This is a genomic window from Streptomyces sp. NPDC032198 (assembly GCF_040636975.1).
Classification (GTDB): Bacteria; Actinomycetota; Actinomycetes; order Streptomycetales; family Streptomycetaceae; genus Streptomyces.
This window is the reverse complement of the sequence record NZ_JBEZVL010000003.1, coordinates 361,493-379,874: the sequence shown is the minus strand read 5'-3', so window position 1 is coordinate 379,874 and position 18,382 is coordinate 361,493. Positions and strand designations below refer to the sequence as shown.

Below are 18,382 nucleotides of genomic sequence, written 5' to 3'. Positions count from 1 at the left end.
CCCGAGGGTGGCAGGACCCGGCCCGGCCCTGGTCGCCCCGGGGGCGACCGGCTCAAGTAAGGTCACCCTTAGCTATATGCACGCAGTGAACCCCTGGAGGCTCCCCCATGCCGCTCACCGCTCCTCCCGCCGGGGCGACCCGTCGGCCGCCCCGCATCCCGCGGCCGCGGCCCGTCGAGCGCGCTGCCAGCGCGTGGGTGGAACGGGCCGTGGAGCGAGGGGATTTCTGGGACGCCGTGCGGGACGCGGGCGGTGCGCCGGTCGTCGAGCCCGACCCCGCGGGCGACGACGGGCATCGGGTGGTCACCTTCCTGTGGCGCGGCACGGACGCGACCCGCGCCGTCCTCGTCATGCCGAACAAGATCGTCGACCCGCGTGACCTGGCCTCCAACCTCATGGAGCGGGTGCCGGGCACGGACATCTGGCACTGGTCGATCCGGATGCGTGCGGACTGGCGGGCGACCTACAGCCTGTGCGTGGACGAGGGTGACGGCCCGACGGCCGACGCCGAGTACTGGCCGTGGCTGCGGCAGCAGCAGCGCACCGACCCCCTCAACTCGCGCACTCTTGCCCGGCGTTGGGGCGGTACGCCGGTCTCGTACGTCGAGCTGCCGCAGGCGCCGGCGGGCGACGACTGGCAGCGTCGGGACGGCGTCGCGCGCGGCACCGTCAGCACCCACACCGTCCGCAGCGAACTGCTCGGCAACGAACGGCGGGTGCACCTGTACGAGCCGCCGGGCGGCGGCAGCGACCTGCCCGTCCTGGTGCTCATGGACGGTGAGATGTGGCAGCCGGGCCTGGATGTCGCCGCCCTCCTGGACAACCTCATCGCCGACGGCCGCATCCCGCCCCTGGCCGCTCTGCTGCCCGAATCCCTGAGCGCCGACCAGCGCTGGGCCGAGCTCGCCTGCAACGAACGGTTCGTCGGATTCCTGGAGACCGAGCTGCTGCCCTGGGCGGGCGAACGGCTGTCCCTCACCACCGATCCGGCGCGGACCGTCGTCGCGGGCCAGAGCCTCGGCGGCCTCACCGCCGCCTACGCCGCCGTGATCGCGCCGGGCCGGTTCGGCCGCGTCCTGGCCCAGTCGGGTTCCTTCTGGTGGCCGGACGGCCCCGACCTCGCCCGCTCCGAGTGGCTGAACGGGCGCATCGCCGAGAGCGAGAAGCTGCCCGTCCGGTTCTGGCTGTCGGCCGGTGAGCAGGAGTGGGTCGCGCTGCCCGCCATGCGCAGGCTGCGCGCCACCTTGCGGGAGAAGGGGTACGAGGACGCTGTGTACCGCGAGTTCAACGGCGGCCACGACTACCTGTGCTGGCGCACCGAGCTCGCGGACGGGCTCGTGGGGCTGCTCGGCGCGCGGTCCGCGGGGGAGTCAGCGGTGGAGACCGCCGCCGCATAGCCCGCGGGGACGGCCACGTCCCGCACCGTCCAGCCTCGCACGCCGACGGGCTCGACGCCCGTCCCCACCAGCAGCGACGCCGTGCCGCCACCGGCAAGGCCCTCCCCCGTCCCCTTGAGGCACGCCTCCTTGCGCGTCCAGCAGCGGGCGAAGGCCAGGGGTCGTTCCGTGGCGGGGAGGCCGGCCAGTTCGGCCTGCTCCCGGGGGTGCAGCGACCCGGCCGCGTCGGCCACCATGCTCACGGACGGCAGCCTCTCGACATCGACGCCGACCGGCCGGTCCGCGAAGGCGAGCAGGGCGAGGCCGTCCGTGTGGGACAGCGAGAAGTGCGGGCCCGCCCCTCCGGCGACGGCGGGGCGGCCGTGCGGAGCACCGCACAGCGGGCACGGCAGCCGCACCAGCTCCACCGCCGCCGGGCCGACGCCGAGGTACGCGCCGAGCCGCCTGCGCAGCGCGGTGTGCGCCGCCGCGTACAGCTCCTGGTCCGCGGGGCGCCGCAACGCCGCGGCCCGGCGCCGCTCCTCGGCGTCGAGGAGCGACACGTCGAGCGGGGCCGGGCGGACCAGGTGGAGTTCCGTCACTCGGGCGGGTCCTGGAGCCGGGCCATGCAGCGGCCGTACGTCTGCGGGCCGTACACCGAGGTCCAGCCCTCGGGCGCGGCGCGGAAGACCGGCCACAAGGAGTACTCGCCGAGCGCGTTCTCCAGGATCAGATGGGTCGGCTCGGCGTCCGCGCCGGCCGGGTCGAAGGGGCCGGGTGTCGTCGTCATGCGTGGTCCAGCTCCTTGAGGCGGGCGGCGAGGACGGCACAGACCTCGTCGAGGCGGCGCGGCTGGGTCAGCTCCGGGTGCAGGCAGTCCACGTCGTGGTTGCTGATCGAGCCGCCGACGTACGGCGCCCAGGCCTCCCTGGTCAGCCAGTCCTCGGCGCGCGGCGCGGCCGCCGTGAAGAACAGGGCGTCGCCGTCGAAGGGGCGGTGGTCGTGCTCGCGCATCAGGCGGGCGTTGTTGACCACGATGCCGAGGACCGCCGTCAGCGTCCGGTCGGGCAGGCCCGCAAGCGCGCTGCCCTCGCGCTGCAGCGTGGCAAGGACCTCCTCGCGGGTCATCTCGTCCGTCCGGTCGTAGCCGGCCATCCGCAGCAGCGCCGCCAGCGCGTCCTGCTCCTCCGGCACGGCGGCATCGCGCCACTGGTCGGAGGGGTAGGCATCGAGCAGTGCGAGCAACTCGACCTCCTCGCCCGCCTCTTGGAGCAGCACAGCCACCGTGTGCGCCAGGACACCGCCGACCGACCAGCCGATCAGCCGGTAGGGGCCGTGCGGGCGGACGGCCCGCAGTGCGTCGACGTACTCGGCAGCCATCTCCTCCATCGTGGAGGGGAGTTCGCCCTCGCCATGCAGGCCGCGCGCCTGGAGGCCGTACACCGGCTGTCCCGGGTCGAGCCGCGAGAGCAGCCCCGAGTAGCACCAGCTCATGCCGCCCGCCGGGTGGAACGCGAACAGCGGGGTGCGGTCGCCGCCCGCGCGCAGCGGGAGCAGCACGTCCAGGGAGCGGTCGGCCTCGCTGTGGTCCGCGTCCAGATGGGCGGCGAGCGCCGCCGGGGTCTGCGCCTGGAAGAGCGTGCCGATGGTGAGCTCGGCGCCGAGCGTGTCACGCACCCTGGCGACCAGGCGGGCCGCCAGGAGCGAGGTGCCGCCGAGGTCGAAGAACGCGTCGTCCACACCGAGAGGGGGCACGCCGAGGATCTCGGCGAACAGCCGGGTGAGCGTCTCCTCGCGGTGGCCGCCGGGCACCCGGCCGCCATCGCCCGAGCCCTCGAAGGAGGGGGCGGGCAGGGCACGCCGGTCCAGCTTGCCGTTCGGGCTGAGCGGGAAGTCGTCGAGGACGAGGATGGCGCCCGGCACCATGTAGTCGGGCAGCGTGCGGGCGAGCCGGGCGCGCAGTTCCTCCGGGTCGGGGGCGGCTCCGGAGTCGGACGTCACGTACCCGACGAGCCGCTGGTCGCCCGGCCGGTCCTCGCGGACCAGGACGCTGGCCGCACCCACCGTCGGGTCGGCGGCCAACTCGGCCTCGATCTCGCCCAGTTCGATGCGCAGTCCGCGCAGCTTCACCTGATGGTCGGTGCGGCCCAGGTACTCGATCTCGCCGTGCCCGGTCCAGCGGGCCAGGTCACCCGTGCGGTACATGCGGGTGCCGGGAGCGCCGTAGGGGTCGGCGACGAACCGGGACGCGGTCAGTTCGGGGCGGCGCAGGTACTCGCTCGCCAGCTGGGTGCCGGCCAGGTACAGCTCGCCCTGGATGCCGGGCGGGCATGGCTGGAGCGCCGCGTCCAGGACGTACAGGCGCGTGTTCCAGACGGGCTTGCCGATCGGCACCGGGCCCGCGGCGTCGATGGCGCACGGGTGGTACGTCACGTCGACGGCCGCCTCGGTCGGGCCGTACAGATTGTGCAGCGGTACGCCGTCCAGGACGCGCCCGAACTCCCGCACCGTCTCGCGCGGCAGCGCCTCGCCGCTGCAGAAGACGTGCCGCAGGCACGCACAGTCCGCGGCGGCCGGTTCGGACAGGAACACCTGGAGCATCGACGGCACGAAATGGCAGACGGTGACGCCCTGTTCGCGCATGACGCGCGCCAGGTACGCCGGGTCCTTGTGGCCGCCGGGCTCGGCGACGACGAGCGTCGCACCCACCCGCAACGCCCAGAAGAACTCCCACACCGACACGTCGAACCCGGACGGCGTCTTCTGCAACACCCGGTCACCGGGGGAGAGTTCGTACGTCGCCTGCATCCAGCGCAGCCGGTTGTCGATCGCCGAGTGCGGCACGACGACACCCTTGGGGCGGCCGGTCGAACCGGACGTGTAGATGACATAGGCGGGGTGGTGCGGTGTGAGCGCGCGCGGCGGGTCGTACGAGCCGTACGGCGTCGTGTCCAGGGTGTCCAGGGCGACCAGCGGCACACCCGAGGCGGGCACCCGGCCGGCACGGTCGGCGATCACGCAGGCCGGTCCCGCGTCGTCCAGCATGTACGCGAGGCGGTCCGCAGGATAGTCCGGGTCCAGCGGGAGATAGGCGCCGCCCGCCTTCAGCACGGCGAGGAGCGTGATCACCAGGTCCAGGGAACGGGGCACCGCGACCGCCGCGAGCGCGCCCGGACGGACGCCGGCCTCGATGAGATGGTGGGCCAGGCGGTTGGCGCGGGCGTTCAGCTCGAAGTAGGTGAGCTCCTGGTCGCCGAAGACCAGGGCGGTGGCGTCCGGGGTGCGGACCGCCTGGCCCTCGATCGGGCCGATCAGGGTGGTGGGTGGCACCGGGTGCGCGTTGGCGTTGAACTCCTCGACCACCAGGGTGAGTTCGGAGCGGCGGGCGATCGTGTGATCGGCCAGCGGGATGTGCGGGCCCGCCTCGGCGACGCGTTCCAGGAGCTCCATGAAGCGCGCCTGGTGGACGCCGAGTTCGTCCGGCTCGTACAGGGCGGGGTTGCCGTCGTAGTCGATGCGCAGGCCACTGCCGTCGGCGCGGTCGTAGACGTTGACCGTGAGGTCGTCGACCGGGCCCGCGGAGAGGTTGTGGGCGTCCGTGCGGGCGCCCGCGAAGGTCAGGCCATAGTCGAACGGCATGACGTTGATCAGCGGGCCGACCAGCGAGCGGCCCTCGCCGAGCAGGCCCAGGTCGCGGCGGATGTCCTCGTAGCGGAAGCGCTGGTGGCGGCGGGCGGCGCGGATGCCGAGCACCACCTGCCGGGTCAGCTCCGCGAAGGTCGCCTGCGGGGTCACCGTGAGCCGCAGCGGCAGCACGTTCATCACCATGCCGGGCACGCGAAGCGCCACCGAGCCCATGCGGCCCATCATCGGCAGGCCGAGCACCACCTCGGCGGAGCCGGTGGCCCGGGAGACGTACAGCGCCTGCGCGGCGACGAGCACCTCCGGCCAGGTCGCCCGCATCGAGGACGCCACTTCCCGCAGCCGTGAGGTCGCCTCGGGGGAGAGGTGGGCGCTGCGGCGGTGGAAGGAGCGGGACGGCAGCGCGGTGCGCCCCGCAAGATTGGGGGCGTCCGGGCGGTCGGCGAAGGCCCCGTCCCAGTACCTGCGGTCCGCCTCGAACGTCTCCGACGAGCGGTAGGCGGTGTCCTCGGCGACGAGGTCCTCAAGGCGCCCGAAGGGGCTCGCGCCCGGCTCATCGCCCGCGGCGAGCGCGGTGTAGATCTCCGCGGTGCGGCGGGCGAGCAGCGAGTAGCCGAAGCCGTCCATCACGATGTGGTGCACCCGCTGGTACCAGAGCCACCGCTCGTCGTCGACGCGGAACAGCGCGTGCGCGAAGAGCGGCCCCGCCGCCAGGTCGAACGGCGTGGCCAGGTCCTCGCGCATCCACGCCTGCGCGTCGGCGTCCGGATCGGCCGCGGCCCGCAGGTCGCGCACCTTCAGGGGCAGCGTCGGTTCGGCGACCTCCAACTGGTGCGGCCCTTCGGCCCCTTCGATGATCCGCACGCGCAGCGCGTCGGCCTCGGACACCACCTGACGCAGCGTCCGGGCGAACAGCGACGGGTCGATGGGACCGTGTATCTCCAGGCACTCGGCCGTGTTCTGGGCCGGGCTGCCGGGGTCGAGCGCCTGCGCGAACCACATGCCCGACTGGGCAGCGGTGAGCCTCATGCCGAGGCTCCCAGCATCGGCGCCCAGGCCTCGATGGCGGGCTGCTCGGCCAGGTCCACGAAGGTGGCGGTGATGTCGTGCTCGCGGCGCCAGCGCTCGATGAGCGACATGATGCGCACCGAGTCGAGGCCGTAGTCGACGAGGTTCTCGTCGAGGGGGATGTCGGCCGGGTCCTCGCCGAGCACATCGGCGACGTCGGCCCGTATGAGTTCCACGCTGAGCGCCATGTCAGATCCCCTTCAGAACCGTGTCGGTGGTGGTGACGACCGCGCACCGGCCGGCCGCGTACCGCAGCGCCATGTCGTGGTCCTCGCGGGAGAAGTCGGCCACGGCGTCCGCCACGACGAACGCCTGCACGTCACGCATCCACGCGTCGCAGGCCGTCATCAGGACGCCGATGTGCGCGTACACGCCGACGATGACGAGCTGGTCCCGGCCCGCCTCGCGCATGCGCTCCTGGAGGTCGGTGCGGACGTACGCGCTGTACTTCCACTTCGTGAGCACGGTGTCGCCGGGCTCCGGCGCGACCGGGCCCGCGATCGCCTTCGCGTGCTCGTCGTCGGGCAGCCCCGGGCCCCAGAAGTCCTGCTGGAGTCCGCGCTCGGCGGGCGACTGGCCGCCCGGCTGCGCCGAGTACATCACCGGGATGCCGGCCGCACGCGCCGCCTTCGCCAACACGCCTACGTTGGCCAGGAGTTCGGTCGTCGGCGAGGTGTCGGGGGTGTACGCGGTCAGGAAGTGGTTCTGCAGGTCGTGGACGAGCAGCACCGCCCGCCGCGGGTCGATGGTCCACGCGACCCGGTTGTCGGGCAGCTCGTCGGGCGAGGGCATCGGGTACGGCGTGACGGCGGGGAGCGCCATGGTGGGGGCCTTTCGGGAACTCAGGAAAGCGGGGTGGATCGGGGTGCGCCGGGCAGAGGTCGGCCGCCCGGAGCGGGCAGAGGTCAACTGCCCGGCGTGGCGGCGGTCGTCCGCTGGTCCTTCTTGCTGATCTTGCCGATGCCGGTCTGTGGGAAGGCGGTCACGAACTCGACCCGGTCGGGCACCTTGTACGCGGCGAGACCGCGCTCCCGGACGAACTTCTTGATGACGACGGGCTTCAGCGGTTCGGCGTCCGCGCGCAGGATCACGTACGCCAGGGTCCGCTCGCCGAGGTACTCGTCGGGGACGGCGACGACCGACACGTCATGCACGTGGGGGTGGGCGAGGATGATGTTCTCGACCTCCTCCGGTGCGATCTTCTCGCCGCCGCGGTTGATCTGGTCCTTCGCCCGGCCCTCCACCACCAGATGCCCGGTGGGGGTGCGGCTCACGATGTCGCCGGTGCGGTAGAAGCCGTCAGCGGTGAACGAGCGGGCGTTGTGGTCGGGCGCGCGCCAGTAGCCGCGGATGGTGTACGGGCCGCGGGTCAGCAGGTGGCCCGCCTCGCCGTCCGGCACCTCCTGGTCGAGGTCGTCGACGATGCGGATCTCGTCGGCCGGGGAGATCGGCCGGCCCTGCGTGGTGACGATGGTCTCCGCCGGGTCTTCCAGGCGCGTGTAGTTGACCAGGCCCTCGGCCATCCCGAAGACCTGCTGGAGGGTGCAGCCGAGCGCGGGGGCGACCCGGCGCGCGGCCGACTCGCTGAACTTCGCGCCGCCCACGAGGAGCACCTCCAGGCTGGAGATGTCGTATGGCGTGCTGCGTCCCGCGTCCGTCCACACCAGGGCGAGCGGCGGCACGAGACCGGTGATCGTCACCCGTTCCCGCTCGATGAGCGGGAACGCCGTGTCCGGGTCGGGCTGCGGGCACATCACGACACGGCCGCCCGCGTAGAACAGACCGAGCGAACCGGGGGACGACAGAGGGAAGTTGTGGGCCGCGGGCAGCGCCACGAGGTAGACGGAGTCCTCCGTCACCCCACAGATCTCGTTCGAGCCCCAGAGTGAGTACATGTAGTCGTCGTGGGTGCGGGGGATCAGCTTAGGCACGCCGGTGCTGCCGCCCGACAGCTGGAGGAAGGCGAGGTCGGACGGGGCGGGTCCGTCGATCTCGATCGGCTCGCGCGGCACGTCGGCGAGCGCGGTGTGCTCGCCCGGGTCGCCGACTACGAACACCTCGCGCAGCGTGGGCACTTCGGCGCGAACCTTGGACGCGAGGTCACGGTGGTCGAAGCCACCGGACCGGTCCGGGATGACGTAGGCGACGGCCTCGGTGAACTCGCAGAAGTAGTGGATCTCCGTCTCGCGGTGCGCGGGCAGCGCGAAGACCGGCAGGGCGCCGATCCGGAACAGCGCGAAGATCACCTCGAAGAACTCGGCGACGTTCGGCAGCTGGACGACGACCCGGTCACCCTTGCCGATGCCACGGGCCACGAACCCGGCGGCCAACTGGTCGGCACGCACATCGAGTTCGCCGTACGTCCAGTTCCGCTCCCCGTCGGTGATCGCGACCCGGGCGGGGTGGGCGTCGGCGCGCTCGCGGAGCATGCCGCCGAAGGTCTCACCGCGCCAGTAGCCGGCGGCGCGATACCGCTCGGCGAACACCTCGGGGATGGGCGGCGCGTCTCTGCGGCTGTCTGCCGTCGTCATCGGTCGACTCCCACCGCGTCCAGGAACGTACGGAACTTGGCGCCCGTCTCGGCGCGTTCGGCCTCCGGCGACGAGTCGGCCACGACGCCCGCGCCCGCGAACAGCCGAAGCCGTCCACCGCCGCCGCGCGTCTCCTCGGCCTCCGCGCAGCGGATCGTGACGACCCACTCGCCGTCGCCGCGCGCGTCGCTCCAGCCCACCATGCCGGTGTAGTGCCCGCGGCCGAAGGGTTCGAGCTCGCCGATCACGTCACGGGCGTGCCCGGTAGGGGTACCGCAGACAGCCGGAGTCGGGTGCAGGGCCGTCGCCAACTCCAGTGCGGAGGTGGCCGGTTCGGCCAGCTCGCCGGTGACCGTCGTCGACAGGTGCCACATGGTGGCGGTGCGGACCAGGGTGGGCCGCTCCGGCACGTCCAGGTCGGTGCAGAACGGGGCGAGCGCCTTGTGCACGGCGTCCACGACGACGGCGTGCTCGTGCAGGTCCTTCGCCGATTCGAGCAGTGCGGCGGCCCGGCGCACGTCCTCGGCGAGATCCGCCGAGCGGGGCGTCGAACCGGCCAGGGGGTTGGCGGTCAGGCGGTTGCCGTGCCGGGAGACGAGCAGCTCCGGGCTCGCTCCGAGCAGGGTGCGGCCCGCGCCCGACGGGACGGCGAAGGAGTAACCGAGCGGGTCGCGCCGGGCCAGGCGCTGGAGCATCGCGGGCAGGTCGAGCGGGCTGTCCGTGGACAGCTCCAGGGTGCGGGCGAGGACGACCTTGTCGAACTCGCCGTTCTTCATGCGCGCCACGGCGGCCTCGACCGACGCGGCGTACTCCTCGCCGGAGGGCACCTCCCGCACCCGCCAGCCGCCTGCCGTGGCGGGCGGCGGGGTGGGCAGCGCCACGAGCGGGTCGGTGCGCAGCGCGGGCGCCCAGCGCGCCGCTTCGGGCACGGCGAGCACGGCGGGCTCGGCCGGGTCGAACGGGATGGAGCCCACCACCACCGGGGCGTGGTTGCCCGCGCGCTGCTGCGCGTCGAGAGTGGCGGCGACCCGATCCGTCAACGGTCGCTCATCGTGCGGGACTTCGGAGGCCGTGCCGTGGGCGAGGAGGGTGCGGGTGGGCGACGCGAAGAACCGGGTGTCGCCGGGTCGGTAGGCGTCGAGCAGCGCGGTCGCGGCGCCGACGGCCCCGGGGGTGGTGGGGGCGGCGGCTGCGACCACGTCGTTGGGGGATGTCACGGATGACTCCTCGTCAAGTAGGGGAGGGCGGCGCGGCTTTCAGGCGCGCAGGGTGGCGCCGCCGTCCACGTACAGGTCGTGCAGGGTGATGTGCCGGGCCCGGTCGGAGACCAGGAAGGCGACCGCGTCGGCGATGTCGGAGGGGTCGGCGATCCGGCCGAGCGGAATGCCGACCCGGTACGAGTCCGGGTCACCGTCGATGACACGGGCCGCGGCCTGCTCGTGGTCGCCCGTCCACAGCTGCCGCTGCATGTCGGTGTGGGTGGAACCCGGCGACACGACGTTGCAGCGCACGCCGTCGCGGGCGACCTCGAGGCCGAGGCATTTGGTGAACATCGTGGCCGCGGCCTTGGACGCGGCGTACGCGGCCATCTGGGTGCGCGGCACCCCGGCGGCGTTCGAGCCGACCGTCACGATGGAGCCCCTGCCCCGCGCGCTCATACGGCGGGCCGCCGCGCGCGACGTGTGGAAGACGCCGTTCGTGTTGACGGCGAAGGTCTCCGCCCAGTCGGTGTCGGTGAGTTCGACGACCGGTGCGGGCCTGAGGATGCCCGCCACGTTCACCAGGATGTCCAACGGCCCCGCGGTGCGCTCGACTTCCTCGAACGCCGCGTCCACGGCCGCCGAGTCGGTGACGTCGAGGACCATGCCGGTGATCCGGCCGCCCGCTGTCCGCTCCTCGGCGTCCGTCTGCTTCTTGACGTCGGGGGACCGGTCGGCGGCCACGACCCGCGCGCCGCGCTCGGCGAGCGTGCGCGCCACGGCCTGTCCGATGCCGCGGCCCGCGCCGGTGACCAGGGCCACCCGTCCCGCGAGCTCCGGGCCGGTTGTGCCGGAGGTCACTTGCCCATCGCCTTCTCGACGTCCTCCAGGACGGAGACGGCGGCCTGCGCGCCACCCAGGCTGGTCCACTTCGAGCCGTCGATCTCGGTGGTGTGGTCCTTCTTGACGGCGTCGAGCTGCTTGTACGCGGCCTTGCCCTTCAGCTCCTTGAAGAGGTCGGCGTCCGGCCCCGCGGAGGCGAGGGTGCCGATGAACAGCCAGTCGGCGTCGATCTGCTTCAGGTCCTCGTCGCTGAGCGGCGTCGAGTGGCCCTCGCCCTTCTTGTTCTGGATGCCGGGCCGCTTGAAGCCGAGGTCCTTCAGGACGTCGGAGATGAACACGCCCTGCTGCATGACGGCGGTGCCCTTGGCGGAGTAGCGCGCCACGGAGACGCTCGCGCCCGCGTTGTCGCCGAGGTTCTTCTTCACGTCGGCGGCCTTGGTGTCGTAGTCCTTGAGGAACGCACTCGCCTCGTTGGACTTGCCCAGGACCTTGCCGGTGAGCTCCAGGGACTTCTTCCAGTCCTTGGTCCTGTCGATCGTGACGACCGTCGGGGCTATCGCCTTGAGCTGCTTGAGGACCTGCGGGTCGGCGAGCTGCCCGGCGAGGATGACGTCCGGCTTGGCCTGCAGGACCTTCTCCACGTCGGGACCGGTCACCGCGCCGACGACCGGGATGCCCTTGGCCTGGTCGGCCAGGTACTCGGGGGCACCCTTCTGGCCTCTGCCCGCGGAGAGGCCGACGGGCTTGACCTTCAGGGCGAGAGCGGAGTCCAGGTCCATCTCGCTCAGCGCGATGACCTTCTTGGGGTTGGCCGGAACCTTCACCTCCGCACCGGAGGCATCGGTGACGGTGACGGCCGCGGCGTTTTTGGCGTTGCTGCTCGAGCCGGAGTCGTCGGACGAGTCCGAACCGCAGGCGGAGAGGGTGAGCGCGGAGGCCAGAGTGAGGGCCGCGACCGCGGTCAGCCGGGTGCGCGGGGAGTGGTTCGAGGACATGTCCGTGTTCTCCATGCTTCAGAGTCCGGTGGTCAGGCCGGACATAAGGGTTGTCTCTGGCCGCGTCGGGGCATGACGAATCGCCCCTGAAGGAACAGGGAGTTCGCCGCCACCCCGACTCGGGGCTCCAGGTCAAGGTTAGGTTAGGCTAACTTCATGTTGGTTGCGCAAGGGGGGCCGGTCCCAACGTCCGGATCCAGACCTCCGATACCGGACTTGGCGAAGATGCATCGCCCCACGCTGTGGGCGGCTGCCGCCCTCGTTGTCCTGCTCCTGTCGCTCGGCCTCCTCTCGCTCCTGGTCGGGTCCGGGTCCACGCCGATGGGCCGCGCCTGGGACTTCCTCACCGGGGACCCGTCCGCGCGGGCCGACGCCCAGATACGGCTCGCCGTCATGGACGTTCGCCTCCCGCGTACGCTCGCCGGCGCCCTGGTCGGCGTCGCCCTCGGCGCGGCGGGCTGCCTCCTGCAGGCCGTCACCCGCAACCCGCTCGCCGAGACGGGCCTCCTCGGGGTCAACTCCGGGGCGGCGCTCGGCGTCGTGATCGGGCTCACCTACTTCGAAGTGACCTCGGCGTACGGCGTGTTGGTGTGGGCGCTCGTGGGCGGGATGGCCGCCAGCGCGGTGGTGCTGCTGCTCGCCGCGTCCGGCCGGTCCGCGGGCTCGCCGCTGCGGCTGGTCCTCGCCGGATCGGCGCTCGGAGCGACCTTCCACGGCATGACGTCGTACGTCCTGCTCGGCACGCAGTCGACCTTCGACACCTACCGCTACTGGACCATCGGTTCGCTGGCCGGCATCAAGACGTCCGAGACGTACCCCCTGATCCCGCTGATCGCGGCCGGGCTCCTGATCGCCTTCTGCTGCGTACGGCCGCTGTCCGCGCTCGCGCTCGGCGACGACAGCGCACGTTCCCTGGGGCATCACCCGGGGCGTATCCGGCTGATCGTGGCCGCGGCGGTGACACTCCTCGCGGGCTCGGCCGTCGCCCTCGCGGGCCCCATCGCCTTCCTCGGCCTCCTTGCCCCGTACGCCGCCCGAGCGGTCACAGGACCCCGGATGGCGGGCCAGTTGGTGCTCTCCGCGCTCGTCGCGGCGAACGTGATGATCGCCGCCGACCTGCTCGCCAGGATCGTGATCCGCCCCTGGGAGACCCCGGTCAGCGTGCTCCTCGCCTTCATCGGCGGCCCGTTGCTGATCTGGATCGCCCGGTCGCAGCGGATGTCCACGGCGGGGGTCGCCGCGTGAGTACCGAGCGCATACCCGAGGCCGGGCCCGGGGCATCGCCCGACATCCTCCCGCCCGACTCCACCGCCGTACGCGTCGGGACCTTCTCCTGGCTCTTCCCCTACCGCAGCGCCCTCGCCGCCGTCGGGCTCACGCTCCTCATCGGGGCCGTCGTCGCGCTGGCCACCTTCGCCAGCTCCACCGGCATGAGCTTCTCCGACAGCCTCTCCGGGCTCCTCGGAACGGGCGACTCCGCCACCGTCATGCTCGTCCAGGACTTCCGCCTGCCGCGGATCGCCGTCGGTCTGATGGTCGGTGCGGCGCTCGGCATCGCCGGGTGCCTGACCCAGACGCTCGCCGGGAACCGGCTCGCCACCCCCGACATCATCGGCGTCAACGAAGGCGCCACCGCCGCCGTCGTCGCCTCCGTCGTCGGCTCGTCCACCGGGATGATCGGCGACTGGTGGCTCGGGCCCCTCGGAGCCGCCGCCGCGGCCATGGTCGTCGTCGCCTGCGCGGGCGGCGCGGGCAGCGGCGGGTACCGCATCCTCGTCGTCGGCATCGGCGTCTCCACCGTCATCGGCGCCGTCACCGACCTCGTCATGTCCCGCGAGAACGACAACACCGCGGGCGGCGTCTTCCTCTGGACCGTGGGCTCGCTCAGCGGCCGGGACTGGAGCGTCGGCACGCCCCTGTCCCTGATCCTGCTCGTCCTGGTCCCGCTGTCCCTCGTCGCCGGGAGTCGCCTCCAACTCCTGCGCTTCGACGACGACATGGCGGCCACCCTCGGCGTCAACGTCCGCCGCGTCCGCGCCGTGACCCTCGCGCTGGCCGTCGCCCTGTCCGGCGTGGCCGTCGGCATCGGCGGCCCCATCGCGTTCGTCGCGCTCGCCGCACCCGTCGTCGCCACCCGGCTCAGCGGCCCCACCCGCGTCCCCGTCATCGGCTCGGCCCTGGTCGGCGCGGCCCTCGTGGGTGCCGCCGACGCGCTCGGCCGTGTCGTCGCCCCCGTGGAGATCCCCGTCGGCGTCATCACCAGCGTGCTTGGCGGACCCTTCCTCCTGTGGGTCCTCTTCGGCAAGAACTCCGAGCAGACCGGAAAGGCCTGACCCCGTGCAACTGACCGTCGAGGCACTCACCTCCGGCTACCCCGGCCACACGGCCGCCGTGGACGGCGTCGACCTGACCATCCCCAGCGGACAGGTCGCCGCCATCGTCGGCCCCAACGGCTGCGGAAAGTCGACGCTGCTCCGTTCCATCTCCCGGCTCCACAAGCCGAGTTCGGGCACGGTACGCGCCGGGGACGAGGACGTGTGGCAGCTCACCCAGCGCCGCGCCGCCCACCGCATCGCACTGCTCGCCCAGTCCCCGCAGGCCCCCGAAGCCGTCACCGTCGCCGGACTCGTCCGCTACGGACGCCACCCCCACCAGGGCCTGTTCCGCCAGTGGTCGCGCGAGGACGAGGCCGCCGTGCGCGCGGCCCTCGAAGCCACCGGGACCACGGACCTCGCCGCGCGCCGCCTCGACCATCTCTCCGGCGGTCAGCGCCAGCGGTGCTGGCTCGCGATGGTCCTCGCGCAGGAGACACCGATCGTGCTCCTCGACGAGCCGACCAGCGCCCTGGACCTCGGGCACGCCGTCGAAGTCCTCTCCCTGGTAAGGGAAGTGGCCGCCGCGGGCCGCACCGTCGTCATGGTCCTGCACGACCTCGCGAGCGCCGCCCGCTACGCCGACACCGTCATCGCCATGAACGCGGGCAAGGTCGTCGCGAACGGCCCGGCCCGCGAGGTGGTGACCGCCGAGCTGGTCAAGGAGCTGTACGGGATCGACGCGGACATCCTTGAGGCGCCGGGCGACGGCTCCCCGGTGGTCGTACCGACGTTGAAGGCGAAGGCGCCTACGAAAGCGCCGACCGGCTGACCGCGAAGTCCGCGGCCGTCCACGCGAGCCCCACGGCCCCGTCGATCAGGGCCTGTTCGGCCACCGGTGTGGCGGCCGCGGCGGCGAACTCCGGCTGGTGCGGGCCGCAGCCGCCCCCGCTGATGTCGAGCACGGGGTGGATGGACGGCACGATGTGCGAGACGTTGCCCATGTCCGTCGACGCGAAGGGCCCGCGCCGCTGCGGCTCGGGCCGCCCAAGGGCGCGCGCGTTCGCCTCCCACAGCGCGAGCAGAGCGGCATCGGACCGGAAGTCGAGATAGTCGGGCGCGGGCTGTTCGAGCTCCACCGAGCACCCGGCCGCGAGCGCCCCCGCCCGGAAGCAGTCCGCCACCCGCTCCCGCAGCTCGCGCAGTTCCTCCACCGAGGGAGTCCGCAGCGCGTACGCGGCACTCGCCCGCTCGGGAATGGCGTTGAGTGCCGTCCCGGCCTCAGTGGTGATCCCGTGCACCTTCCACTCCCCGGGGAACTGCTGCCGGAGCAGCCCGATGGCCACCTGCGCCACGGTCAGCGCGTCGGCCGCGTTCCGCCCGTCCTGCGGGTTGAGCGCGGCGTGCGCGGACTTCCCCGTGTACGTCACGGAGAGCGCCCCCATCGCGTACGAATGGAAGTCGGCCACCTCGAACGGGCACGGGTGCACCATCATCGCCGCGTCGACCCCCTTGAAGGCCCCGGCGTCGAGCAGCAGCGCCTTACCGGCACCGCTCTCCTCGGCGGGCGTACCCAACACCCGTACGGTGAGCCCCAGTTGATCGACGACCGGAGCGAGACCGAGGGCTGCCCCCACGCCCGCCGCCGCGATCAGATTGTGCCCGCAGGCATGCCCCATGCCGGGCAGCGCGTCGTACTCGCAGGCCAGCGCGACCGTCACGGGCCCCGACCCCAGGGTCGCCTCGAAGGCCGTGTCGAGCCCGTACGCCGGAGCCGTCACCGCGAAGCCGTGGCCGCGCAGCACGTCCGCGCACCACCCGGCGGCCTGCCGCTCCTCGAAGGCGATCTCCGGATGAGCGTGGATCCGCCGGCTGAGCCCGACGATCTCGCCGTGCACCTCGTCGATCCGAGCCCGGATCACGTCCTTGAGCCCATCGAGTCCATCGAGCCCATCCAGCCCGTCGCCTGCCACGCGCGTCCTCCTCGCCACTTCACCGACCACCGGCCACCGACCACCGGCCAAGGACGTCCGGCCACCGACATCCCGCCCGGCCAGCTTACGGTCGGCCGCGCCTCCGCTCAGACGGGCAGCAGACGTGCGATCAGCGCGCTGAGCTGCTGCGCGTTGCGGCACTCGTACATCTCCACGAGCTCCGCATAGGTGCCGGCCGCCGAGTCGCCGGTCTGCCACTGGGCGCGGCGCTCCGGGTTGAGCCAGTACACCTTGCGGGCGCGGGAGGCGAGGGTGCGCAGGGCGGGGACGTTCGGGTCGCTCATGTTCGTGCGGGCGTCGCCGAGCACGAAGACCGTGGAGCGCGGGGTGACCGCATCGGCGTAGCGCTCGGCGAACTCGCCCAGGGAGGTGCCGTAGTCGCTGCTGCCGTGGTAGCCGGTGACGGCCGCCCCCGAGATGATGCGGCTGCCCAGGCCCTCGGGGTCGGCCGTGCCGCGCGCGATGAGGTCGGTCACCTCGTCGACGCGGTTGACGAAGGCGAAGACCCGCACCTTGCTGAACTGGTCGTGCAGCGCCTGGACGAGCAGCATCGTGAAATTGGCGAAGCCCGCCACCGAACCGGACACATCGCACAGGAGGACCAGTTCGGGGCGCGCGGGGCGGCGCCGCCGCAGGACCGGGCGCATCGGGATGCCGCCCGTGGACAGCGAGCCGCGCAGCGTCCTGCGCAGGTCGATGTGGCCGCGTGCGGCACGGCGGCGGCGCGCGGCCAGGCGCGTCGCCAGTTTGCGGGCCAGCGGCTGGACCGTCCTGCGGAGCTCGTCGAGCTGGGCGCGGCCCGCGATGAGGAAGTCCACCCGGTCGGCGGTCGGGGCGATGGCCCGCCGCGCGATCTCGTCCGCGCCACGCCGCTCGGCGACCCGGCGGCGCGCCTCGGCACCCACAAGGCCCCGGAAGCCCTCGATACGGCGGCGGATCTCGTCGGCGGTGAGACGGTCGGCGAACTCGCCCTCGGCCGTTCCCTCGCGGATGCCCGCGAGGATGCGGGCCAGCAAGGTCTCCGGGCGGAGCCTGGACAGCGTCTGGTGCGACGACCAGCCGTCCGACCCGCCGTTCCCGCCGTTCTCGCCGGTCCCTCCGGAGCCCGGCCGTGTCCCGTACCCGCCCATGCCGTCGACCGCCTCGGCCGCCAACTGGGCAAGCAGTGCTTGGTCGTTGGCGGCGAGCGCGGCGGCAAGGCGCTCACGCAGGTCGTCCCTGTCGAACTCCCGGACCGAGCCGGGGCTTGAGCCGGAGCCGGAGCCGTCCAGCGCGCCCGGAGCGCCGATCCCTCGCGGAAAGTACAGGTCGAAGACGGGGTCGAACACCGGCCGCTGCCCCTCGCTGTGCAGCAGCGCGGCGGCGAGCCCCTCCCGTACCCGCTCCCGGTCGGTGAGGCCGAGCGCCTCGATCGCCTGCCCCGCGTCCACCGTCTCGCCCGTACCGATCCGGATGCCGTGCGAGCGCAGCGCCTGTACGAGCGCGGTGAGCCGTTCCGGGACCCCGGTGGCCCGCGCGGTCACACGGCGTCCAGGTCCAGCTTGGCCGCCGCCTTCAGCACGTCCTCCTGGTGCTTGAGGACGACGCCGAGCGTGTCGCGCACGACGTCCTCGTCGAGGGAGTCGGCGCCGAGCGCGAGGAGCGTACGGGCCCAGTCGATGGTCTCCGCCACCGACGGCACCTTGCGCAGGTCCATCGCACGCAGCGCGCCGACCACGCGGACGACCGACCGCGCGAGGGCCTCGTCGAGTCCTGGCACCTTCAGGCGCACGATGCGGCGCTCCAGCTCCTCGTCGGGGAAACCGATGTGGAGGAAGAGACAGCGGCGGCGCAGTGCCTCGGAGAGCTCTCGGCTCGCGTTCGACGTGAGAACGGTGAACGGGCGGCGCGTCGCGGTGATGGTGCCCAGCTCGGGGACCGTCACCTGGAAGTCGCTCAGGACCTCCAGGAGCAGCCCCTCCACCTCGACGTCCGCCTTGTCGGTCTCGTCGATCAGGAGCACCTTCGGCTCGCTGCCGCGGATGGCGGTGAGCAGCGGGCGCGGGAGCAGGAACTCCTCGCTGAAGATGTCCGTGCGCGTCTCGTCCCAGGACTCGTCGCGGCCCGCGGTGATGCGCAGGAGCTGCTTGGCGTGGTTCCACTCGTAGAGCGCGCGCGACTCGTCCACGCCCTCGTAGCACTGGAGCCGGACCAGGCGCGCGTCCGCGACCTCGGCGACGGCCTTGGCCAGCTCGGTCTTGCCGACACCGGCCGGGCCCTCCACGAGCAGCGGCTTGCCGAGCCGGTCGGCCAGGAAGACGGTGGTGGCGACGGCCGTCGAGGCCAGATAGCCCGTCTCGGCGAGCCGCGTGGCGACATCGTCCACGGATGTGAAGAGCAACGGGGCCTCCGGCTTGGCGGTGCGACGCGTACGCGCGTGCGG

At 72.8% G+C, this 18,382-nt stretch carries 16 protein-coding genes; 4 read left to right on the top strand and 12 right to left on the bottom strand.

Going from position 1 to position 18,382, the window contains the following annotated elements; genetic code table 11:
• Positions 1-107 precede the first annotated feature (107 nt).
• Positions 108-1,397 carry an enterochelin esterase gene (fes, locus tag AB0E78_RS09795; RefSeq protein ID WP_361830075.1) on the top strand — a complete coding sequence of 430 codons (1,290 nt, stop codon included), beginning with the start codon at positions 108-110 and terminating at the stop codon, positions 1,395-1,397.
• Here the strand turns inward: fes and AB0E78_RS09790 are convergent.
• The 9 genes from AB0E78_RS09790 to AB0E78_RS09750 all read right to left on the bottom strand — a co-directional run bounded on the left by AB0E78_RS09790 (position 1,301) and on the right by AB0E78_RS09750 (position 11,654).
• The gene (locus tag AB0E78_RS09790) at positions 1,301-1,978 is read right to left on the bottom strand and encodes a 4'-phosphopantetheinyl transferase superfamily protein (protein ID WP_361830073.1); all 678 of its coding nucleotides are present in this window, start codon (positions 1,976-1,978) and stop codon (positions 1,301-1,303) included. The two genes, fes and AB0E78_RS09790, sit on opposite strands and share 97 nt — an antisense overlap.
• The gene (locus tag AB0E78_RS09785; protein ID WP_361830071.1) at positions 1,975-2,166 is read right to left on the bottom strand and encodes an MbtH family NRPS accessory protein; all 192 of its coding nucleotides are present in this window, start codon (positions 2,164-2,166) and stop codon (positions 1,975-1,977) included. Before AB0E78_RS09785 ends, AB0E78_RS09790 begins: the two co-directional genes overlap by 4 nt.
• Positions 2,163-6,047, bottom strand: coding sequence for an amino acid adenylation domain-containing protein (locus tag AB0E78_RS09780; RefSeq protein WP_361830069.1), 3,885 nt, complete (start codon positions 6,045-6,047; stop codon positions 2,163-2,165). Before AB0E78_RS09780 ends, AB0E78_RS09785 begins: the two co-directional genes overlap by 4 nt.
• Positions 6,044-6,274, bottom strand: a complete 231-nt coding sequence (locus AB0E78_RS09775) for a phosphopantetheine-binding protein (protein WP_361830067.1) — start codon at positions 6,272-6,274, stop codon at positions 6,044-6,046. Before AB0E78_RS09775 ends, AB0E78_RS09780 begins: the two co-directional genes overlap by 4 nt.
• Before the next feature lies 1 nt (position 6,275).
• Positions 6,276-6,908, bottom strand: a complete 633-nt coding sequence (locus tag AB0E78_RS09770) for an isochorismatase family protein (RefSeq protein ID WP_361830065.1) — start codon at positions 6,906-6,908, stop codon at positions 6,276-6,278.
• An 83-nt stretch (positions 6,909-6,991) separates the two neighbouring features.
• The gene (locus AB0E78_RS09765; protein ID WP_361830063.1) at positions 6,992-8,617 is read right to left on the bottom strand and encodes a (2,3-dihydroxybenzoyl)adenylate synthase; all 1,626 of its coding nucleotides are present in this window, start codon (positions 8,615-8,617) and stop codon (positions 6,992-6,994) included.
• The gene (gene dhbC, locus AB0E78_RS09760; RefSeq protein ID WP_361830061.1) at positions 8,614-9,834 is read right to left on the bottom strand and encodes an isochorismate synthase DhbC; all 1,221 of its coding nucleotides are present in this window, start codon (positions 9,832-9,834) and stop codon (positions 8,614-8,616) included. The genes AB0E78_RS09765 and dhbC overlap by 4 nt, the downstream gene beginning before the upstream one ends.
• Before the next feature lie 39 nt (positions 9,835-9,873).
• A complete protein-coding gene (locus AB0E78_RS09755; RefSeq protein ID WP_361830059.1) occupies positions 9,874-10,677 on the bottom strand; it encodes a 2,3-dihydro-2,3-dihydroxybenzoate dehydrogenase in 804 nt (267 codons plus the stop codon).
• On the bottom strand, positions 10,674-11,654 hold the full coding sequence (locus AB0E78_RS09750) for an iron-siderophore ABC transporter substrate-binding protein (RefSeq protein WP_361830057.1): 981 nt from the start codon (positions 11,652-11,654) through the stop codon (positions 10,674-10,676). The genes AB0E78_RS09755 and AB0E78_RS09750 overlap by 4 nt, the downstream gene beginning before the upstream one ends.
• Positions 11,655-11,879: 225 nt before the next feature.
• Here AB0E78_RS09750 and AB0E78_RS09745 point away from each other — a divergent pair, with 225 nt between their 5' ends.
• The 3 genes from AB0E78_RS09745 to AB0E78_RS09735 are packed head-to-tail and all read left to right on the top strand — an operon-like array spanning position 11,880 to position 14,798.
• A complete protein-coding gene (locus AB0E78_RS09745) occupies positions 11,880-12,899 on the top strand; it encodes an iron ABC transporter permease (protein ID WP_361830447.1) in 1,020 nt (339 codons plus the stop codon).
• Positions 12,896-13,987: an iron ABC transporter permease gene (locus AB0E78_RS09740; protein WP_361830055.1), complete on the top strand. Its 1,092-nt coding sequence runs from the start codon at positions 12,896-12,898 to the stop codon at positions 13,985-13,987. The genes AB0E78_RS09745 and AB0E78_RS09740 overlap by 4 nt, the downstream gene beginning before the upstream one ends.
• A gap of 4 nt (positions 13,988-13,991) precedes the next feature.
• Positions 13,992-14,798 (top strand): ABC transporter ATP-binding protein, encoded by an 807-nt coding sequence (locus tag AB0E78_RS09735; RefSeq protein WP_361830053.1) that lies wholly within the window; start codon positions 13,992-13,994, stop codon positions 14,796-14,798.
• Here the strand turns inward: AB0E78_RS09735 and AB0E78_RS09730 are convergent.
• From AB0E78_RS09730 to AB0E78_RS09720, 3 genes are all read right to left on the bottom strand, one after another.
• Positions 14,776-15,888 (bottom strand): M20 family metallopeptidase, encoded by a 1,113-nt coding sequence (locus tag AB0E78_RS09730; protein WP_361830445.1) that lies wholly within the window; start codon positions 15,886-15,888, stop codon positions 14,776-14,778. The two genes, AB0E78_RS09735 and AB0E78_RS09730, sit on opposite strands and share 23 nt — an antisense overlap.
• Positions 15,889-16,046: 158 nt before the next feature.
• Positions 16,047-17,483, bottom strand: a complete 1,437-nt coding sequence (locus tag AB0E78_RS09725; RefSeq protein ID WP_361830051.1) for a VWA domain-containing protein — start codon at positions 17,481-17,483, stop codon at positions 16,047-16,049.
• Complete coding sequence (locus tag AB0E78_RS09720; protein ID WP_361830049.1) at positions 17,480-18,340, bottom strand: MoxR family ATPase; 861 nt, start codon at positions 18,338-18,340, stop codon at positions 17,480-17,482. Before AB0E78_RS09720 ends, AB0E78_RS09725 begins: the two co-directional genes overlap by 4 nt.
• Positions 18,341-18,382 lie beyond the last annotated feature (42 nt).